The sequence below is a fragment of the Paenibacillus sp. RC73 genome (assembly GCF_044908085.1).
Lineage (GTDB): Bacteria > Bacillota > Bacilli > Paenibacillales > Paenibacillaceae > Paenibacillus > Paenibacillus terrae_A.
In genome coordinates, this window is sequence record NZ_JBIYCV010000010.1 from 129,912 (window position 1) to 147,179 (window position 17,268).

The following is a 17,268-nucleotide window of genomic DNA, read 5'->3' on the forward strand; positions in this document are numbered from 1 at the left end:
CCAAACTGAGAAAAAAAGCATTAATCGAGGATCGATCGTTACGCTAACGGGCAGTTTAACGCAACAATATTCTGGAGCGGTAGCCTTAGATTCAGGTTATTTAACGCCCTCTATTTGCAAAGGCCTTCAAGATCGAAACATACGCGGTATGTGTGTCCGCAACAGCAGGAATTGCCCTATCGAACTACGGATGGACGGAGCACCTTAGAATCAGCAAAAAAACCCGAAGTCTCATAAAAGACTTGGGTTTCTCGTCAATCTGAGTAGCCTTTAGGACTACTCTTTATTTACTAATATTAAACCAACCTGGCATTTCTTGGAATGAATTCCAAAGTTTTTCTGGAATATTAAGCTGGTTGAGTTTCGAAACGTTCAATTCAGAATCTACCTCGGCTTCACGTCCATTTGCGACCTTTTCAACCCAATTAGGATCCATAATTAACGCATGCCCAATGGCGACTAGCGGCAAACCTAATTCCATAGCTTTAAGAGCATCATCCGGTGTTATTATGGAACCAGCAGCCATCACAGGTACCTTACCGTTTGCTCTTTCAAGAATTAATTCAAGCCGTGTTTTTTCATCTTGACTATCTACTGGCTTTGAAGACACATTGTCTAATGAAGCATGTATATAATCTAAATCCTGTTCAACAAGGATATCAATTAATTCATACGTGTCTTTCATACGTAATCCGTTCACTTTGGAGGATTCTTCAGGGGAAAATCGGAATCCTAAAATGAATGGTTTTGTAGCATGTTTTTCAATGACAATTTTGATTTCTTCAATAATTGCCAATGGAAAACGCAAGCGATTTTCAAGTGATCCTCCCCATTGGTCCGTCCGTTGATTTGTCGCTGGCGACCAGAAATTCTGAATTAAAAATCCATGAGCCCCATGAATTTCGACGCCATCAAATCCGGCTTCAATCGCTCTTCTCGTTGTGTCTCCAAAAGCACGTATAATCGACAAGATCTCCTCATGTGATAGTTCTCTTGTTTCTGAAGTTGAACCTAAATTAGTAACTTCGGGTTGCAATGCACTCGCACTAACTGCATCCAATCCAGGCACGGCTTTATTGCCAGCATGGAAAATCTGTAGGATCGCAGGAGCGCCTCCACTTTTCGCTGCCTCAGCTAATTTTCGTAGACTTGGAGTAAATTCATCATTGTACCCAGCGAATTCATTCGTAAAACCCTGCCCATTAGGTGTAACATGAGTACACCCTGTAATGACGAGTCCTACTCCATTCACTCTTTGTTTGTAATACTTTACTTCGTCATCCGAAATGGTAAGATCGTCATTACTTGACCAGGTTGTCATAGGTGCCATAACGATACTATTCTTAATTGTTATTCCATTTCTGAATGTGAAGGATTCAAATAACCTACTGTATTTCTGATTCATTTCATTAACCTCGCTCTCATATTTTCTTTTCTATTTCAGTTTAATTGGTTTCCGTTACGGCAAGTCAAGTATTTATTTTTATATGGTTAAATATAGATTTGTTGCGTTGTCATTCTCTTTATGATATATATTTAGTTACAGTAACTGTAACTAAAGGAGGGGGACAAGTAGATGTTGTATTCAATGACATATGTAGTGGAGAATTTAAATGTATCTGCAAAGACGCTTCGATTTTATGAAGAGCAAGGGATATTACCAAATATATCTCGTGACGAAAAAGGCCGTAGAGTTTATAGCGAACAACAAATAGATTGGATTTCTTTTATTCGTTGCCTCAAAGAGACAGGCATGCCTCTTTCAAAAATAAAGGATTACAAGGAACTTTATGAATTGGGAAATACTACCTATTTACAAAGAGAAGAAATGTTGATGCAGCATAAATTGGAAGTGCAGAAGAAAATTGACGAAAGTTTTAAACACTTAGAAGAAATAAACTATAAAATAGCCATGTATGGACTTCAGAAAGAAGAGGTTATGAAAAACCCCAACTATAACTTTAAATGTCACGGCCTGGAGATTAAGACGGTGAATTAATGTAATGTACTTACGCTAACGGAGAACGTTAGTTAAAATATTACAGCGGCAACTTAAGACTATATTTTTTAGTCTAAATGTGCCGCTGCGTCTCTGTGAACACGTCAAAAATCAGTCAGGTCTTACTTTTGAGGAGTGTCTATTCTCCATTGACTTTTCAGGCTCTAAATTTGAAGCCACGAGATTTATTAATTCGAATTTAAAGACATGCATTTTTACTAATTGTATTCTCAATAATGCGATATTCGCTGGTAACTCTTTAGATGGTACAAATTTCTCAGTCAGGTGATGCAAAACTGCTGGACGGGATAAGTTGGTTCGTTCTGTAATTTCCCCAACCCTCATACCGGGCGTTCCCGCACTCTGCATTAAAGTTATAATAATCGCTTGCCTGGTTTCGTCACCAATAGCGTTTAGCATCTTCTGATTATCTTTGAACGCATGTAACAGATTAACGCTGCTGTTCAGATCAATCATAACCATCCTCCCTTTAGTTAAATGGTTTAAGCTGTTGAGTGATTATAGAGTAGCATGCGTATAACCGTAAGGCTACATCGGGAAAGAAGATCGAGATGGTTACGACAGTACGGATCTGCATTTCTAAAAGCCTTACTGAATTATAAGATTGACTTTAAAGACATTACATTCTTAGTGAGCCCTGTAACGGATAAGACTGGAACTACCAAGGTTGGACAATACTTTGCACATCATATACTGAAATGGGTTGACCCTTGAGCTAACGGGAGACGCTAGTTGAATGATAAAAGCGGCAGTCTAAGACTTTATTTATCAAGTCTTGGTCCGCCGCTGCTTCGTTTAATGGATCAGTCTAAAACTTATTTTTCAAAAGCTGACGATTTTTTAATTTTAAAATCGCGTTAAATCAACGACTCCAGTCTAATACTTTATTTTCACCGAACACCTATCGTGTTGCAGGTTTATCTCCGTCGAGGTATAGACCGCCGCAAGAACAGGGAGAACAGCAGTCCCGCCAGCGCGATTCCGGTAGCAATGATAAATGCATCGTTAATGCCGTGGATCGTCGATTCTGTGACGGCACTTCGATATACCTGCTGTAACGCAAGCGCCGAGCCAGTTTCCGTCGAAACTCCAGCCGTTTGCGCGAGGGTCTGCCCCAGCTCAGCTACGCCTTCGGTTAAAGGAACATTGGCGGTGGTAGCCACATTCGCATAATCCGCCAAATGAATGGTAGCCCGGCTGCTCATCACCGTAATGAGCCATGCGGTGCCGATGGACCCGGCAATTTGCCTTACTGTATTGGACATGGCTGTACCGTGGCTGCCCAGATGGGGAGGAAGCTGATTCAGCCCTTCTGTCTGTACGGACATCATTAACAATGACATCCCGAAGCTGCGAATCGTATAGATGATCATAATGTGTCCATAGGTCGTGGCATCCGTCAGCAGACTGAATTCCCATGTCGTGACTGCCGTAATGATCAACCCGATAATTGCCAGTGGCCTAGCACCAATGCGGTCGAAAATCGCTCCCGATATCGGTGACATGACACCCATCAGCAGTGCGCCGGGCAATAACAGCAAACCGGATTGCAGCGGTGTAAAGCTGCGTATATTTTGCAGATAAATCGGCAGCAGCAGCATTCCGCCGAACATCGTCATATTGACGGTAGCGCCGACCAGCGTGGATACCGTAAAAATATCATACTTAAACACACGGAACTCCAGCATGGGCTGTCTTATATTCAGCTCGCGTACGACAAACATTACAATAAACACGAGCCCGGCAGCGAGCGTGAGCACTACTGTATCGCTGCTCCAGCCCTTGTCTCCAGCGGAACTGAAGCCATACAGCAGGAAGCCAAAGCCAAGGGTCGAAAAGATCGTTCCGAGCAGGTCAAAATGAGGATACGTCAGCTTGGACACATTTTTCAGCCAGCGTACAGCAAACAGAATATCAATGATCGCCAGCGGAATGACTAGTAAAAATAGCAGCCGCCAGCTGTAATGCTCCACTATCCAGCCGGATAAAGTGGGTCCTATCGCTGGGGCAAACATCATCGCGATGCCCATCGTTCCCATGGCTGCCCCCCGTTTTTCCGGGGGAAATACGGTCAGGAACACGTTCATAACCACTGGCATGATAATACCCGCTCCGCTGGCCTGAATGATGCGTCCGACCAGCATAGGCGCAAAGCCGGTACTGACGGCGCAAACGACAGAACCGGCAGTAAACAGCCCCATCGCTGAAATAAACAGCGCACGTGTCCCGAACGACTCAATCATGAAGGCGGTAATCGGAATCAAAATCCCGTTGGTCAGCATATATCCGGTGGATAGCCATTGAACGGTAGTTGCGGATACATTGAAGTCGTTCATCAAATGCGGAATCGCCACATTCAGCAGGGTTTGATTCAAAATAGAAATGAAGGCGCCCAGCAGCAGTACGGACAGGATTCGTCCGATGGACATTTTTTGTTCCATGACAGCCTCCTACTTGTGTACTCTGATGCTTGCACTCATGCCCGGGATAATGCCCAGTCCTTTGTAGCCTTGAATGGAAATGTTAACAGGCACGACCTGCGTCACCTTGGTATAGTTGGCAGTAGTATTGGAAGTAGGGAGCAGTGAGAAGGTGGCGGCAGTCGCCAGACCGATCTTTTCGATTTTGCCGCTTAGGGACGTGTCAGGGTATGCATCAATATATACATCCACCGTCTGCCCCACCTGAAGATCCTGCACAGCCGTTTCGTCTATATTGGCGGTAATCCATAAATTGTTCAGATCAAAAGCCTTGGCCAAAGGCGTACCCGCTCCGACAATCGAGTTGTTGACCGCAGATTGCTGCACAATGGTGCCATCGGTTGGAATGGTGATGCTAACCCGGCTTCCGCCACCCTCTACACTGCCAAGTGTGCTTCCAGCCGTGTAGGTTTTGCCGACTTCAGCGTTCCAGCCTGTAAGCTTGCCCGCGCTTGGAGAGGCAACGGTGACCGCTTGTCCGCTCACTTGGGCATTGTCTGTTTTTATGTAGTTAGCGGATTGATTGTAGTAATAGGCGGCGGCTCCGCCACCTGCCAGAATAATGATAATAACCAGCAGGTTGACCAATATGGCGCGTGAATTCATGTGTACATGCCTCCCTAGTTCTTGGATTTTCAAAGTATGCGCCAAAAGTTTCACAATATTCAGAGGGATTTTGGGGAAGGATAAGAGCGCATGTGAAAAGGATGATTTTGCTGACAAAGGATGATGCGCATAATGACGACCAGAATCATGATTGTATATGACAGTGAAAATGGCCATACGGAGCGTCTTGCTCGTTCCATTGCAGAAGGCGCACGCCATGAGCACACAGAAGTGTTGCTGAAGCATGTCGATGAAGCCGATGTGAATGAACTGGTGAACGCGGACGCGATCATTTGGGGATGCCCGGGTCATTTTGGAACGATCAGCAGTGGCTTGAAAAGCTGGATTGATAAGCTCGGGTATCTGTGGGCGCAGGGCAAGCTGGTAGATAAAATCGGAGCGGTGTTCTGCACAACTGCTACTGTTCATGGAGGCTTGGAATCCACACTGCTGAATTTGATTACTCCGATGCTGCATCAAGGCATGATTATCGTAGGGCTGCCCGCCAATATTACGGAAAATGCGCTCTATGGCTCCTATTACGGTGTAGGGGTGACGTGTCCGGTGGAGACAGACCCGAACAGTCCGGCAAATTTCCCAACGGGTGATGATCTTGCACTTGGTCGGTCTTTGGGCCAACGGGTCGCTGAGACGGCGGGACGGTACCGTAACGCTGGCAGAGAATAGGAGGCCGCTCATGACTATTGCTTTTATCGTAGTAGCTGCGGTTGCTTTTATCTTTTTGCTGGTATTCAACACGAAAATGGCGCGTAAACCCTCTCCCAAAAAAGCGGTCAGCCCGTCCGACGAGGATTCACGGCAAAGAAGCAAACGTCCTTATCCGGTGGAAGTGGAGCCCAAGGCGAGGGAGTTGCCGGATCCTGATTCTACGCGAGAGACGCGCCATAAGGCTGCGGACGCGGAGATTCATCATGAGGAGTCTGACGTAGATACCAATACCAGGCCGATGAGAGTTAGCGTACACACCAAAGATTCCTACGGGGATCAGGACTATCGGGCGGCTTTACGCGGATTTGCCGGAAAGGGCGAAGAAAAGGAAGAACCGCATAGAAATAACCATGGAGAACGTGAGACGCACAAAAGCGAGGACGAGCAATATCGTGAAGCGCTGCGTTCTATGAACCGAAAAAAATGAATTACGAACGAGCCATCCCTGAAAAGGCTGCTCTTCTGTCTGGACTACAGGCAGAGGGCAGCCTTTTTGTGATACACGGCTATAGCCATTCGGTTAGACCAATCATCGTAATCAGACCGAGAATAAAAGAGAAGGTTGCGATACGCTGGTTCCCGTCCCCGTGGCTTTCGGGAATCAGCTCCTTGTAGACGATAAACATCATCGCTCCTGCGGCAAAGGCAAGACCGTAAGGAACCAGTCCATTAACCCAACTGCTCAAATAAAATCCAATCAGACTTGTAATAATTTCAACGGCCCCGGTGAGGGTAGCAATGCCCAATGCCTTGAAGCGCCCAATGTTTTGATTCACGAGGAATAGAGCGACGATAAAGCCTTCCGGGGCATTTTGCAGACCGATGGAAAAGGCAATGAGATTACCAAGATTTTGAGTTTCGCTCGCATAGCTGACCCCGACGGAAAGTCCCTCGGGCAAATTATGCAGTGTAATGGCCGCGATGATGAGAAAAGATTTGGACTCCAGATGAAAGGTTTTGGAATCCGGGTTCTCCAGATCGGCATGTGGAATATACATTTCCATCACTAACAGCACAAGACAGCCGAGTAAAATCCCCGCAGACAGCACGAACCAGTTGGAATGATTGATGGCCTCGGGAATGAGGTTGTACACAGATGCAGAAGTCATGATCCCCGCAGCATAAGCCAACAGTACATCACGAAGACGGTGCGTAATTTTACGCATAAACAGTATGGGCACGGCACCGAGCCCGGTGGACAGGGCAGAAATAAGGCTGCCTACAAACATGTCACTCATAATCGGGATAATCCCTCCATACCTTATTAATCTTTAAGGTTCGCTTCATGAAAACTTCATTTGACTGTTTGCAGCTCTTTCCGCATAATGGAATTAGGATTTAGAATCAGTCTAAGTCATAAAAAGATATTAAATATGTGAATCGTTTTTGCAAGATCCGGGTGTCCACATTTTTGAATGAGCGTCTGGCAGAACTACTTTTAGAGTATATGCATTAGCCCATCTCCCGGTACCGAAAATTCGCTATATCATTCTTATCATATTTTAGGAGGAACAAAGATATGTACAAGTCCATTATTATAGGTACCGGCCCTGCCGGTTTGACAGCTGCTATTTATCTGGCACGCGCAAATATGAGTCCACTGGTGATTGAAGGACCGCAACCGGGCGGACAATTGACTACAACAACAGAAGTTGAAAACTTCCCTGGCTTTCCCGAAGGAATCATGGGACCCGATCTGATGGATAATATGCGTAAGCAAGCAGAGCGTTTCGGTGCTGAATTCCGCACAGGCTGGGTGAACAAGGTCGACACAGCCGCTCGTCCGTTCAAATTGGATGTGGAGGGCTTGGGCGAATTGGTTACAGATACGCTGATCATTTCCACAGGTGCGACTGCGAAATACCTGGGTATTCCGGGCGAGCAGGATAACATTGGACGTGGCGTGAGCACTTGCGCAACCTGTGACGGATTCTTTTTCCGTGGCAAAGAAATTGTTGTTATCGGTGGTGGAGACTCGGCGTTGGAGGAAGCAAATTTCCTGACACGTTTTGCTTCCAAAGTAACGCTGGTGCATCGTCGTGAAGAAATGCGCGCCTCCAAAATTATGCAGGACCGCGCTCGTGCAAACACTAAAATCGAATGGGCACTGAATCGTACTCCTGTAGAAGTGATTGCTGACGAGAACGGGGTAACTGGCTTGAAAGTATTGAATAATGAAACAGGTAAAGAGGAAATTATTACAGTTAGCGGCGTATTCGTGGCGATCGGTCATCATCCGAATACTGGCTTCCTGGGTGGTCAAATCACAACCGATGCGAACGGTTATATCGTTGTAAAACCTGGTACTTCCGAAACGAACGTACCTGGGGTATTCGCTTGTGGCGACGTACAGGATACACGCTATAGACAAGCGATTACAGCAGCAGGCAGCGGCTGCATGGCCGCTATGGATAGCGAGAAGTATATCGAAAGCCTGGAGCACAGCGCGCTGGCCCTGTAATATTTCGTACAAGTATGAATATATATATAATTTCTAAAAAATAATTTATGAGGTGATATTCATGGAAAAAGCGATTGTATACACATCCACAAACTGCCCGCATTGCCGTCAAGTGAAAAGCTATTTGACTGAGAAGGGTGTAGAGTACGAAGAACGCAACATCGAAACCAATGATGCTTTCGCTCAAGAAGTTTGGGACATGGGCATTCGTGCCGTTCCATTGACCCTGATCGGAGAAGAACGTATTTCCGGCATGAACAAAACCAAGTTTGAAAAAGTGTTGAACGCTTAATCCAACTTCATAACAGACGACGGTTCTGTGATCGTCGTATGGTTTTAAAAAAGGCCTTCGCTGCAGTTACGTACTGCGATGGGGGCCTGTTTTTACAAAAATATTCGTGAAAATACAGTCTTAGGCTGTGATCAGTTGGTTTGATTTTTTGTGAGAAATTGCTTTTAATATAACTAAGTAGTGAGTATCCATTACTTCAAATACGCTGATGCAGGCACTCGCGTGTACCCGCTTGGGGGCACCTCATGGATGGAAAATTAGTTCCATTCCTATCCCGCAGGGAGATGATCTCTGTCGTGCCGTTTTAACTTTAAACATTAACATGGATCGGCCTTGATATCTTATCAGGGCGGTTTTTTTATGCTGTCCATACAAGATTTGCTTACTCTGGAAGCGTTGCCAACCGAGGAGCAATTAATTTGTAAAAGGGATGCTTCGTAGTACTCACGAAGCATCCCTTTTACAAATCCTGAATTCTGAAATCTTATCCTTGGGCATTGAAGGATGAGATTAGAATACCTTTCCGATCAACTAATCCTAATTCGTAGGCTTTCTCGATAGTCGTAAATCTTTGATTAGAAAACACATTAAATCCATTTTTCTGCTGATAGATACGATTATTTGCTTCTTCATCAGTTGATATACGACGAGCATTACTGTGGTTCACTTCCTGATCCTTCTGTATCGCATCCATGAACTGTTGAAAACTCATGGATTTGGATTGGGGAGTGTTTGGAATGTGGCATACTTGATTTTGAATACGGTTTACAAGCGTCAGTTTGGTGTAAGCCGCAAATTCAGATGTAAATTGCCCGTTGATTTTTGCGCTAATTGCCAAGAATAAGCCCTCCTTGTTAATGTTCTCATTCTTGTTATCGGCAAAAATGTTGTAAACATTTACCTTTTTCTGTTTTTATTTTTCAACGGTGATAGCAATATTATCAGTGAAGGTTCTATTAGGAGGATAGTAATCTTGGGCGGTTGCAAAAAGAAGTCCTGAAGTTACGTCGCTAAGATCAAAAGCGCGATAGTAGATCGTGCCAATTACATTATTTCCCGAATCTGTTATATAGTCATTGGGCAGGGCTTGTGTGGTAGGAATGATAGTACCATCTTGTACAATGTTTGGTTTTGGAGGAGATCCCCAAATCGTTCCTCTGACCTGAACAGCTATCACGCCTTCTGTTCCAGATAGATGAGCATTGCTCCACTCATAGTTGTATCCATCAGAGGTAATTCCGACGATTTCGAGGCTTGTCAGTGGTGGGGTAGGTGCCGCGGAAGCAACAGTAGGAAGCAGGAAAAGAACAAACGCCAACATTAATGAAACGCTTAATCCATAAAGCTTCTTCATTTGTATTCCACCTTTTTGGATATTTATAGTTTGAAATAATGGCAGAACTGTAGCAACTAATAAAGTCACTTCCTTTTATATGAATTTCTGCCTATCATTCGAGACTATCAAATGGAATAAAAAAAGATTTGTAATAATATTTTGTAAAACAATTGTACTTCAATAAGCAGTAATTAGAATTTGGGAAAATTATTCATAATATGAATTTTTATAAAAATAAATAAGCGAAGTATTGTTCCCAAAAAATAAGTCGCAGAGTGAGGGGGGAAAACTAATATAATTACTTAGAGTCTTTTTATTATATTTGACTAATTGAATAATATGCATAAAGGTTGATACGTAGAGCTGGTTCTCATTACAAAGATACCCTTACACGCCCGAGAAAAGGAGCAGTCGCCGCGTAGGCTGCACCCAGCATGGTCGAACGGCTGCCAAGCGTGGAAAAACGGATTTGCAGCTGCCGTCGGTGATAGGGCAAGGCACGTTCATCAATCACCTCACGCATACTCTGTTCCAGCCATGTTCTGGCTTCCGCCAGTGGACCGCCGATGATAAGCATTCCGGGGTTGAGGCTGTTCACAATGTTGGTAATGCCCACGCCCAAATATCGCCCGATATCACGAAAGACGCTTAACGTATTCGTGTCACCTTGCAGGGCAAACGGCAGTAATTCCGCTGTACTGTGTGCGGGCAGCTTGAAAGTGGATGCCGCATACGCCTTCTCCGAAGCATATAGTTCCCAGCAGCCCCGGCTACCGCAGGAGCAGAGCCGCCCGTTCCAATCAATGGACATATGACCCGTCTCTCCGGCGTACCCCCAGGCTCCTTGATACGGCTTGCCGTCAATGATAATCCCGGCCCCAATCCCGGACCCTGCACTGATGTAGACCAGATCCCGCACCAGTTGCCGATGCTCACCGTCCATACCATAGTACAGCTCGCCCTGTGCGCCGACGTTGGCCTCGTTATCCACCACCACGGGAAGGCCAAGCTCTTCCTCAAGCTGATGCCGCAACGGAACCTCTTCCCAGCCCAGATTGGGCGCGAACAAAACAGTTCCCGATTCATCCACCATACCCGGCACCCCTAGCCCAATACCGACGATACCGTGAGGGGATTGAGGGGCTGTCTGCATCAGTCCCTGAACCAGCTTTTGAATCTGCTCCATAACAAAAGCAGGATCATGCTGCGCAAGGGGGAAGGTAAGCTCTGTTTCAATGGTTCCTGCCAAATCGGTCAGAGCACCCTTGATATACTGCACGCTGACCTCGATGCCGAGAACAAAGCCCGCACGACTGTTAAACAGCAGCATTAAAGGCTTGCGACCGCCACTGGATTCACCTAATCCCGTTTCATATACAAGCCCGTCGGTGATCAACTCCGCCACCAGGTTGGAGACGGTAGCCTTATTTAACCCGGTTTGACTGGATAATTGTGCTCGGGATAGGGGGGCATGGAGGCGAATACGCTCCAGCACAATGGATTTATTCAGCTTTTTGACAAGCGCCTGATCGCCAGTGACATTCATGATTTTTTCACTTCCTGTTGGTGTAATTCCCAATAGTATATCATAAAAACAAACTTAGTTTAAGCAATAGACAAAGTCTTTTGGCTGTGCTAGAATCTTTTTTGTAAACGTTTACTATAAAGATTGCTATAACGGTTACCACAAAGGAGGAACTTATTAATGGCTTATTTCGAGCAGGTATCTAAAATTAATTTTGAGGGCAAGCAATCCAATAATCCTTTTGCGTTCAAATTTTATAATCCTCAGGAAATTGTGGCTGGGAAAACAATGGAAGAGCATTTGCGTTTTAGCATGGCCTATTGGCATACACTTGTTGCAGGTGGCTCCGATCCATTTGGGGTAGAGACGGCGGAGCGTCCGTGGTCCAAGTTTACCGGGCTGGATTTGGCGAAGGCCCGTGTGGAAGCTGCTTTTGAACTGCTGGATAAGCTGAACCTGCCTTATTTTGCTTTCCATGATGTTGATATTGCTCCGGAAGGCGCGTCGCTCAAGGAATTTTACAGCAACCTGGATACCATCGTGGATTTGATCGAAGATCATATGAAGGCAACGGGTAAAAAGCTGCTGTGGAACACGGCGAATATGTTCAGTCATCCTCGTTATTTGCACGGAGCGGCAACGACCAGCAATGCAGATGTATACGCTCACGCTGCAGCCCAGATTAAAAAAGGGTTGGAAGTGGGCAAACGTCTGGGCGCGGACAACTATGTGTTCTGGGGAGGCCGTGAAGGCTACGATACGCTGCTGAATACAGATTTGAAGCTGGAGCAGGACAATTTGGGACGGATGTTCCATCTGGCCGTAGACTATGCGCGGGAGATCGGCTTTGATGCCCAGTTCCTGATCGAGCCGAAGCCGAAGGAGCCAACCAAGCACCAGTATGATTTTGATGCGGCAACGACGATTGCTTTCCTGCAAAAATATGATCTGGATCAGCATTTCAAGCTCAATCTGGAGGCTAACCATGCAACTTTGGCGGGTCATACTTTTGATCATGAAGTGCGTGTAGCACGGATTAACGGCATGCTGGGGTCACTGGATGCAAATCAGGGAGATTTGCTGCTGGGCTGGGATACGGACGAATTCCCGGTTGATCTGTATGATGCAACCCTGACCATGTATGAAGTGCTGCAAAATGACGGCTTGGGTCGCGGCGGTATCAACTTTGATGCCAAGGTGCGCAGAGCATCGTTTGAGCCAGAAGACTTGTTCCTCGCACACATCGCAGGTATGGATACGTATGCGAAAGGCCTGAAGGTAGCTGCCAAACTGATCGAGGACCGCGTGTTCGAGGACTTTATCGACAAGCGCTATAGCAGCTTTAAAGAAGGTATTGGAGCAGACATCGTATCCGGTAAAGCAACGCTTGCTTCTTTGGCTGAATATGCACTGGCGAACGAAGCACCACGCAAAAACGTATCCGGTCGTCAGGAGTATCTGAAAGCGACATTAAATCAATACATTTTAGCGGATTAATGCCAGAACCTATACATGAGACAGCGTCTATATGGTAACAGGAAAGGAGGAATTTCGATGCAGGAAAAGCAGAAACAGGAGCAAGAGCGCTACGTCATCGGCGTGGACTTGGGTACCAGCGCGGTCAAAACGGTGCTGGTCAACCGCAAGGGACAGGTGGCTTTTGAAACCTCCCAGTCTTATCCACTCCATCAACCGAAGGCAGGGTATAGCGAGCAGCATCCCGAGGATTGGGTCAGCGGTACGTTAACAGCACTGAAGCAGCTCGTGGAAAAGGCTGGAATCGGCGAGGCAGATGCTGTGGACGGCATTAGCTTTTCGGGACAGATGCACGGGCTTGTGCTGACCGACAAGGACGGCCAAGTGCTTCGTCCAGCCATCCTGTGGAACGATACACGTACAACGGCGCAGTGCCGCCGCATTGAAGAACAGCTCGGACCGGATCTGCTAAGTATCGCGCGTAACCGGGCGCTGGAAGGCTTTACGCTGCCCAAGCTGCTGTGGGTGCAGGAGCATGAGCCGGACGTGCTGGCTGGTGCAGCCCATTTTATGCTGCCGAAGGATTATGTGCGGTATCGCCTGACGGGAGAACTGGCAACGGAGTATTCGGATGCGGCGGGCACGCTGCTGCTGGATGTGTCCAAAAAGCAGTGGAGCCAAGAGATTGCTGCTGCTTTCGAACTGCCGTTGACTCTGTTCCCACCGTTGGTGGAATCGTTCGATCAGACAGGCACGCTGCTGCCGGAGATTGCGGAGCAGACCGGACTTTCGCCTGCAACGAAGGTGTATGCAGGTGGCGCGGACAACGCATGTGGTGCGATTGGCGCTGGTATTTTGAGCGAAGGCCGCACCTTGTGCAGCATTGGCACCTCAGGCGTTGTGCTTTCCTATGAGGAGCGCAAGGATATTGATGTGCAGGGTCGGGCGCATTTTTTTAATCATAGTGAGCAGGATGCTTATTATATTATGGGCGTTACGCTCGCGGCCGGGTACAGCCTGACGTGGTTTAAGGATACCTTTGCACCGGAGCATTCCTTTGATGCACTGTTGGAAGGTGTGGACTCGATTGAGCCGGGTAGCCGCGGGCTGCTGTTTACGCCTTATATTGTCGGCGAACGTACCCCTCATCCTGATGCAACCATTCGAGGCAGCTTTATCGGGATGGATGCGGGGCATAAGCTCGCACATTTTACACGGGCGGTGCTGGAGGGAATTACATTCTCGCTCAAGGAATCCATTGATATTCTCAGAGGAACGGGCAAAGCGGTGAATGAGATCATTTCCATCGGCGGCGGTGCGCGTAATGAAGCGTGGCTGCAAATGCAGGCAGATATTTTTAACGCGGATATCATCAAGCTGGAAAGCGAGCAAGGGCCTGCCTTGGGGGCGGCGATGCTGGCCGCTTACGGAAGCGGCTGGTTTGAATCGTTGCAAGCGTGCGCGGAATCTTTTCTCCGTGAAGCAGCCAGATACTCGCCAGACCCGGAACGTGTGGTTCAATATGAAGGCCTGTATGAGCTGTATCGTGAAGTCTACCTGCACACGCGGGAGCTAAATGAACGGTTGGCGGAATACCGCTAAATATTGTGAGTTTGAGAGTAAAGGAAAAGCGTCTTCGGGTCAGGATAAACCCGCAGACGCTTTTTTCATGGGGATGCTAAGCTTGGATTAGATATTTCTGTTGATGTTCGCTTGGTCTTCCTTCACAGCACTCGTGGCACAGCCCGGACATGATTTGCTCGATGAGCATCCGGCACAAGCACCTTGACGGCTTTTTCGCAAAAAGCGTACGAACACCCACGCGCTATAACCGAGAATCACCAGTAAAATGATGATATTGATCATGGAATCCACTTCCTTCTATTTTCATAGGGCTCTAACTTAACCCCAACCTAATAATCTGCCACACTGATAGATCACAACGGCAATAATATATGCAACGGTCAAAGGATAGATCACGGAAAATCCGGTCCAGCGCCACGAAAGGGTTTCTTTACGAATGACCGCTACCGTGGCCAGACATGGCACATACAACAGAATGAACACCATGAAGCTAAAAGAGGCTAACGGCGTAAAGGCATGCCTTACTTGCATTTCTAGTCCCTGCATGTCCGGAACGTGGTAAATGATATTCATCGTCGATACCACAACCTCCTTGGCCATAAAGCCTGTGAGCAGGGATGCGCCTGCTTGCCAGGTACCGAAGCCGAGAGGGGCCAGTATGGGGGCGAACCATCCTCCAACAGTGGCAAGCAGGCTGTCATTCATTTCTGCACCGAACCCTTGGGGGCCGAAATTGGACAAAAGCCAAATACCGACGGACCCTGCGAGAATAATCGTTCCAGCTTTGCGGACGAAGCCCTTAACCTTTTCCCACGTGCTGCGAAACAGTGTAAGAGCTTGCGGCACACGATAAGGGGGAAGCTCCACGATGAAGAGGGAAGGCTCACCCGACAAAAAGGATACCTTGGAGAAAACCTTCGCAAGTACAAGCGACACGACGATTCCTAGCACGTACATCAGCATGATGATGCTTGCTGCGTGTGTTGGGAAAAATACGCCCGCAAACAACGCATAGACTGGCAGGCGGGCGGAGCAGGACATGAAGGGTACCAGCAACGTCGTAATGAGGCGTTCTCTGGGCTGTTCAATCGTACGTGCCGCCATAATGGCTGGAACATTACAGCCAAAGCCGATAATAAAGGGAATGAAGCTTTTCCCGTTCAAGCCGACAGCTTGCATGAGACGGTCCATTAATATCGTGACCCGTGCCATATACCCGGAGTCTTCAATCAGCGAAATAATAAGGAACAAAATAGCGATCTGAGGCAGAAAAACGAGCACGCCCCCGACTCCCGCCACGATGCCGTCCACGACTAGACTTTGCGTAAAAGCGGACGCGTTCAAGTGAACGAGCAATTCAGAAATCCAACTGCTTAGTGTCCCTGAAAAAAATCCGTCCAGCATATCTGAAAGAACAGTACCCGCCCAATCGAAGGTGAACTTGAAGGTAGCGTACATCAGCAGCAAAAAGATCGGAATCCCCAGATACCGATGGGTTAGCAGTGCGTCCAGCTTGTCTGTCAGACTGTGCGGCTTGAGTTTGGACGTGTCGAGCGCCTTTGTACACAGATCAGCGATCCACGCTGTACGTATAGAACGGATATGCTGAGCGGGAGTAGCCGAATAGCCTTCACGGAGAAGTTCTTTCTCGCAACGCTGGATGCGATCCGTTATTTTTTCATGCTGTACCTCATTCGTCATCCATTCCATAACGACAGGATTGTTTTCCAGACACTGTAGAGCTGCCCACCGAGGGTTTGGCACAGATGTATTCGTCAGCAAGCTGCAAATATCTGCTATAGCGGCTTCGACGGCAGGGCCGTAATCCAACTGGAAGGAATTTGGCGAATGTCGTACCTCTCGAAGTGATGCGAGCATTTGCTTACTGCCACTGCCCGTGCGTGCCACCATGGGAATGATGGGAACGTTCAATTGATCAGCCAGCAATTCCTTGTTCACTAGAAGGCCCGTGGCATCGGCTACGTCGGTCATATTTAAGCCAAGTACGAGCGGACGGCCATATTCCAGCAGTTGTACAGTCAGGTACAGATTACGCTGGAGCTGGGAGGCATCCACGATGTTAATCAAAGCCGCAGGCGGTTCTTCCAGCAAATAACGGGTAGCGATACCTTCATCCAGCGAAAGTGGAAGCAAGGAATAGGCACCTGGCAAATCCACCAAAACGGCAGACTTGTCGCGCAGCAGACCTGTTTTCTTTTCCACCGTAACCCCGGACCAGTTCCCTACCTCTGCATACGTACGAGTCAGCTTGTTGAATAATGAGGTTTTCCCCGTGTTGGGATTACCGAATAGAGCGATCATGTCCATGAAGGAACGACCTCCAGTTGTTTTACCTGATTTTGACGGAGGCCGACCAGTTGACCGTTGCATTCAATAACAATAGGGCCGCCCAACAGACTGATTTTTTTTAACCGTATAATGGAGCCTTCGTCAATGCCCATGTCCGTTAAGCGTCGACGCAATGAGGGGTGAAGAGAGGCAAGAGATTGCAGCCGCACGGGTTGACCCGGTGGAGTACGAAGGAGCGAGATACATTCTGGCATGGTGCTCAGCCTTTCTAATGTAGAATGAGAATCAATATCAATGATTTCCGATGCCAGTACCTTATCATAAGGAGTGCCAAGCTGCTGTGATAAAACTCTCTGTGAACGGTATGGCCTGTCTGTTGCCTATTCAATCGGGGAGATAAGCGTAGTGTCAAAACCTGTCTTTATCCAGATTCTCGCCCGCCTGTAACC

General features: G+C 47.2%; 18 protein-coding genes and 1 pseudogene. 8 read left to right on the top strand and 11 right to left on the bottom strand.

Annotated features, from left to right (window positions below):
• Window positions 1-283 precede the first annotated feature (283 nt).
• Window positions 284-1,405, bottom strand: coding sequence for an NADH-dependent flavin oxidoreductase (locus tag ABH897_RS21815; protein ID WP_404592696.1), 1,122 nt, complete (start codon window positions 1,403-1,405; stop codon window positions 284-286).
• A gap of 171 nt (window positions 1,406-1,576) precedes the next feature.
• On the opposite strand from ABH897_RS21815, the gene ABH897_RS21820 reads away from it, so the two are divergent.
• On the top strand, window positions 1,577-1,999 hold the full coding sequence (locus ABH897_RS21820; protein WP_404520779.1) for a MerR family transcriptional regulator: 423 nt from the start codon (window positions 1,577-1,579) through the stop codon (window positions 1,997-1,999).
• Window positions 2,000-2,078: 79 nt separating this feature from the next.
• The gene (locus ABH897_RS21825; protein ID WP_404520810.1) at window positions 2,079-2,288 is read left to right on the top strand and encodes a pentapeptide repeat-containing protein; all 210 of its coding nucleotides are present in this window, start codon (window positions 2,079-2,081) and stop codon (window positions 2,286-2,288) included.
• Here ABH897_RS21825 and ABH897_RS21830 read toward each other — a convergent pair.
• The 3 genes and pseudogenes from ABH897_RS21830 to ABH897_RS21840 all read right to left on the bottom strand — a co-directional run.
• Window positions 2,282-2,476, bottom strand: a pseudogene (locus tag ABH897_RS21830) (winged helix-turn-helix domain-containing protein); the annotation flags it as partial. The gene ABH897_RS21825 and the pseudogene ABH897_RS21830 overlap by 7 nt on opposite strands.
• Window positions 2,477-2,937: 461 nt before the next feature.
• Window positions 2,938-4,461 carry a DHA2 family efflux MFS transporter permease subunit gene (locus ABH897_RS21835; RefSeq protein ID WP_283653324.1) on the bottom strand — a complete coding sequence of 508 codons (1,524 nt, stop codon included), beginning with the start codon at window positions 4,459-4,461 and terminating at the stop codon, window positions 2,938-2,940.
• A 9-nt stretch (window positions 4,462-4,470) separates the two neighbouring features.
• Entirely contained in the window at window positions 4,471-5,106 is a 636-nt protein-coding gene (locus ABH897_RS21840; RefSeq protein ID WP_137060298.1) for an HlyD family efflux transporter periplasmic adaptor subunit, read from the bottom strand.
• Between the two features lie 132 nt (window positions 5,107-5,238).
• On the opposite strand from ABH897_RS21840, the gene ABH897_RS21845 reads away from it, so the two are divergent.
• Window positions 5,239-5,793 carry an NAD(P)H-dependent oxidoreductase gene (locus tag ABH897_RS21845; RefSeq protein WP_283653323.1) on the top strand — a complete coding sequence of 185 codons (555 nt, stop codon included), beginning with the start codon at window positions 5,239-5,241 and terminating at the stop codon, window positions 5,791-5,793.
• Between the two features lie 10 nt (window positions 5,794-5,803).
• Window positions 5,804-6,262 (top strand): hypothetical protein, encoded by a 459-nt coding sequence (locus ABH897_RS21850; protein WP_283653322.1) that lies wholly within the window; start codon window positions 5,804-5,806, stop codon window positions 6,260-6,262.
• 79 nt (window positions 6,263-6,341) lie between these two features.
• Here ABH897_RS21850 and ABH897_RS21855 read toward each other — a convergent pair whose 3' ends face one another.
• On the bottom strand, window positions 6,342-7,073 hold the full coding sequence (locus ABH897_RS21855; protein WP_044644496.1) for a ZIP family metal transporter: 732 nt from the start codon (window positions 7,071-7,073) through the stop codon (window positions 6,342-6,344).
• A gap of 281 nt (window positions 7,074-7,354) precedes the next feature.
• Between ABH897_RS21855 and trxB the strand changes: the two genes are divergently transcribed.
• Window positions 7,355-8,296 (top strand): thioredoxin-disulfide reductase, encoded by a 942-nt coding sequence (gene trxB / locus ABH897_RS21860; RefSeq protein ID WP_404592697.1) that lies wholly within the window; start codon window positions 7,355-7,357, stop codon window positions 8,294-8,296.
• Between the two features lie 61 nt (window positions 8,297-8,357).
• A complete protein-coding gene (locus tag ABH897_RS21865; protein WP_014278134.1) occupies window positions 8,358-8,588 on the top strand; it encodes a glutaredoxin family protein in 231 nt (76 codons plus the stop codon).
• A 484-nt stretch (window positions 8,589-9,072) separates the two neighbouring features.
• Here the strand turns inward: ABH897_RS21865 and ABH897_RS21870 are convergent, their stop codons facing one another.
• From ABH897_RS21870 to ABH897_RS21880, 3 genes are all read right to left on the bottom strand, one after another.
• Entirely contained in the window at window positions 9,073-9,426 is a 354-nt protein-coding gene (locus ABH897_RS21870) for a hypothetical protein (RefSeq protein ID WP_283653321.1), read from the bottom strand.
• 75 nt (window positions 9,427-9,501) lie between these two features.
• Window positions 9,502-9,942: a hypothetical protein gene (locus tag ABH897_RS21875; RefSeq protein ID WP_283653320.1), complete on the bottom strand. Its 441-nt coding sequence runs from the start codon at window positions 9,940-9,942 to the stop codon at window positions 9,502-9,504.
• A gap of 355 nt (window positions 9,943-10,297) precedes the next feature.
• The gene (locus tag ABH897_RS21880; RefSeq protein WP_283653319.1) at window positions 10,298-11,470 is read right to left on the bottom strand and encodes an ROK family transcriptional regulator; all 1,173 of its coding nucleotides are present in this window, start codon (window positions 11,468-11,470) and stop codon (window positions 10,298-10,300) included.
• Between the two features lie 159 nt (window positions 11,471-11,629).
• Between ABH897_RS21880 and xylA the strand changes: the two genes are divergently transcribed.
• Both xylA and xylB read left to right on the top strand, forming a co-directional pair.
• Window positions 11,630-12,946, top strand: coding sequence for a xylose isomerase (gene xylA / locus ABH897_RS21885; protein WP_283653318.1), 1,317 nt, complete (start codon window positions 11,630-11,632; stop codon window positions 12,944-12,946).
• Window positions 12,947-13,003: 57 nt separating this feature from the next.
• Window positions 13,004-14,527 carry a xylulokinase gene (xylB, locus tag ABH897_RS21890; protein WP_283653317.1) on the top strand — a complete coding sequence of 508 codons (1,524 nt, stop codon included), beginning with the start codon at window positions 13,004-13,006 and terminating at the stop codon, window positions 14,525-14,527.
• A gap of 87 nt (window positions 14,528-14,614) precedes the next feature.
• Here the strand turns inward: xylB and ABH897_RS21895 are convergent, their stop codons facing one another.
• The 3 genes from ABH897_RS21895 to ABH897_RS21905 are packed head-to-tail and all read right to left on the bottom strand — an operon-like array spanning window position 14,615 to window position 17,073.
• Complete coding sequence (locus ABH897_RS21895) at window positions 14,615-14,791, bottom strand: FeoB-associated Cys-rich membrane protein (RefSeq protein WP_082067089.1); 177 nt, start codon at window positions 14,789-14,791, stop codon at window positions 14,615-14,617.
• A 36-nt stretch (window positions 14,792-14,827) separates the two neighbouring features.
• Window positions 14,828-16,837, bottom strand: coding sequence for a ferrous iron transport protein B (gene feoB, locus ABH897_RS21900; RefSeq protein WP_404520784.1), 2,010 nt, complete (start codon window positions 16,835-16,837; stop codon window positions 14,828-14,830).
• Entirely contained in the window at window positions 16,828-17,073 is a 246-nt protein-coding gene (locus ABH897_RS21905) for a FeoA family protein (RefSeq protein ID WP_044644606.1), read from the bottom strand. The genes feoB and ABH897_RS21905 overlap by 10 nt, the downstream gene beginning before the upstream one ends.
• Window positions 17,074-17,268 lie beyond the last annotated feature (195 nt).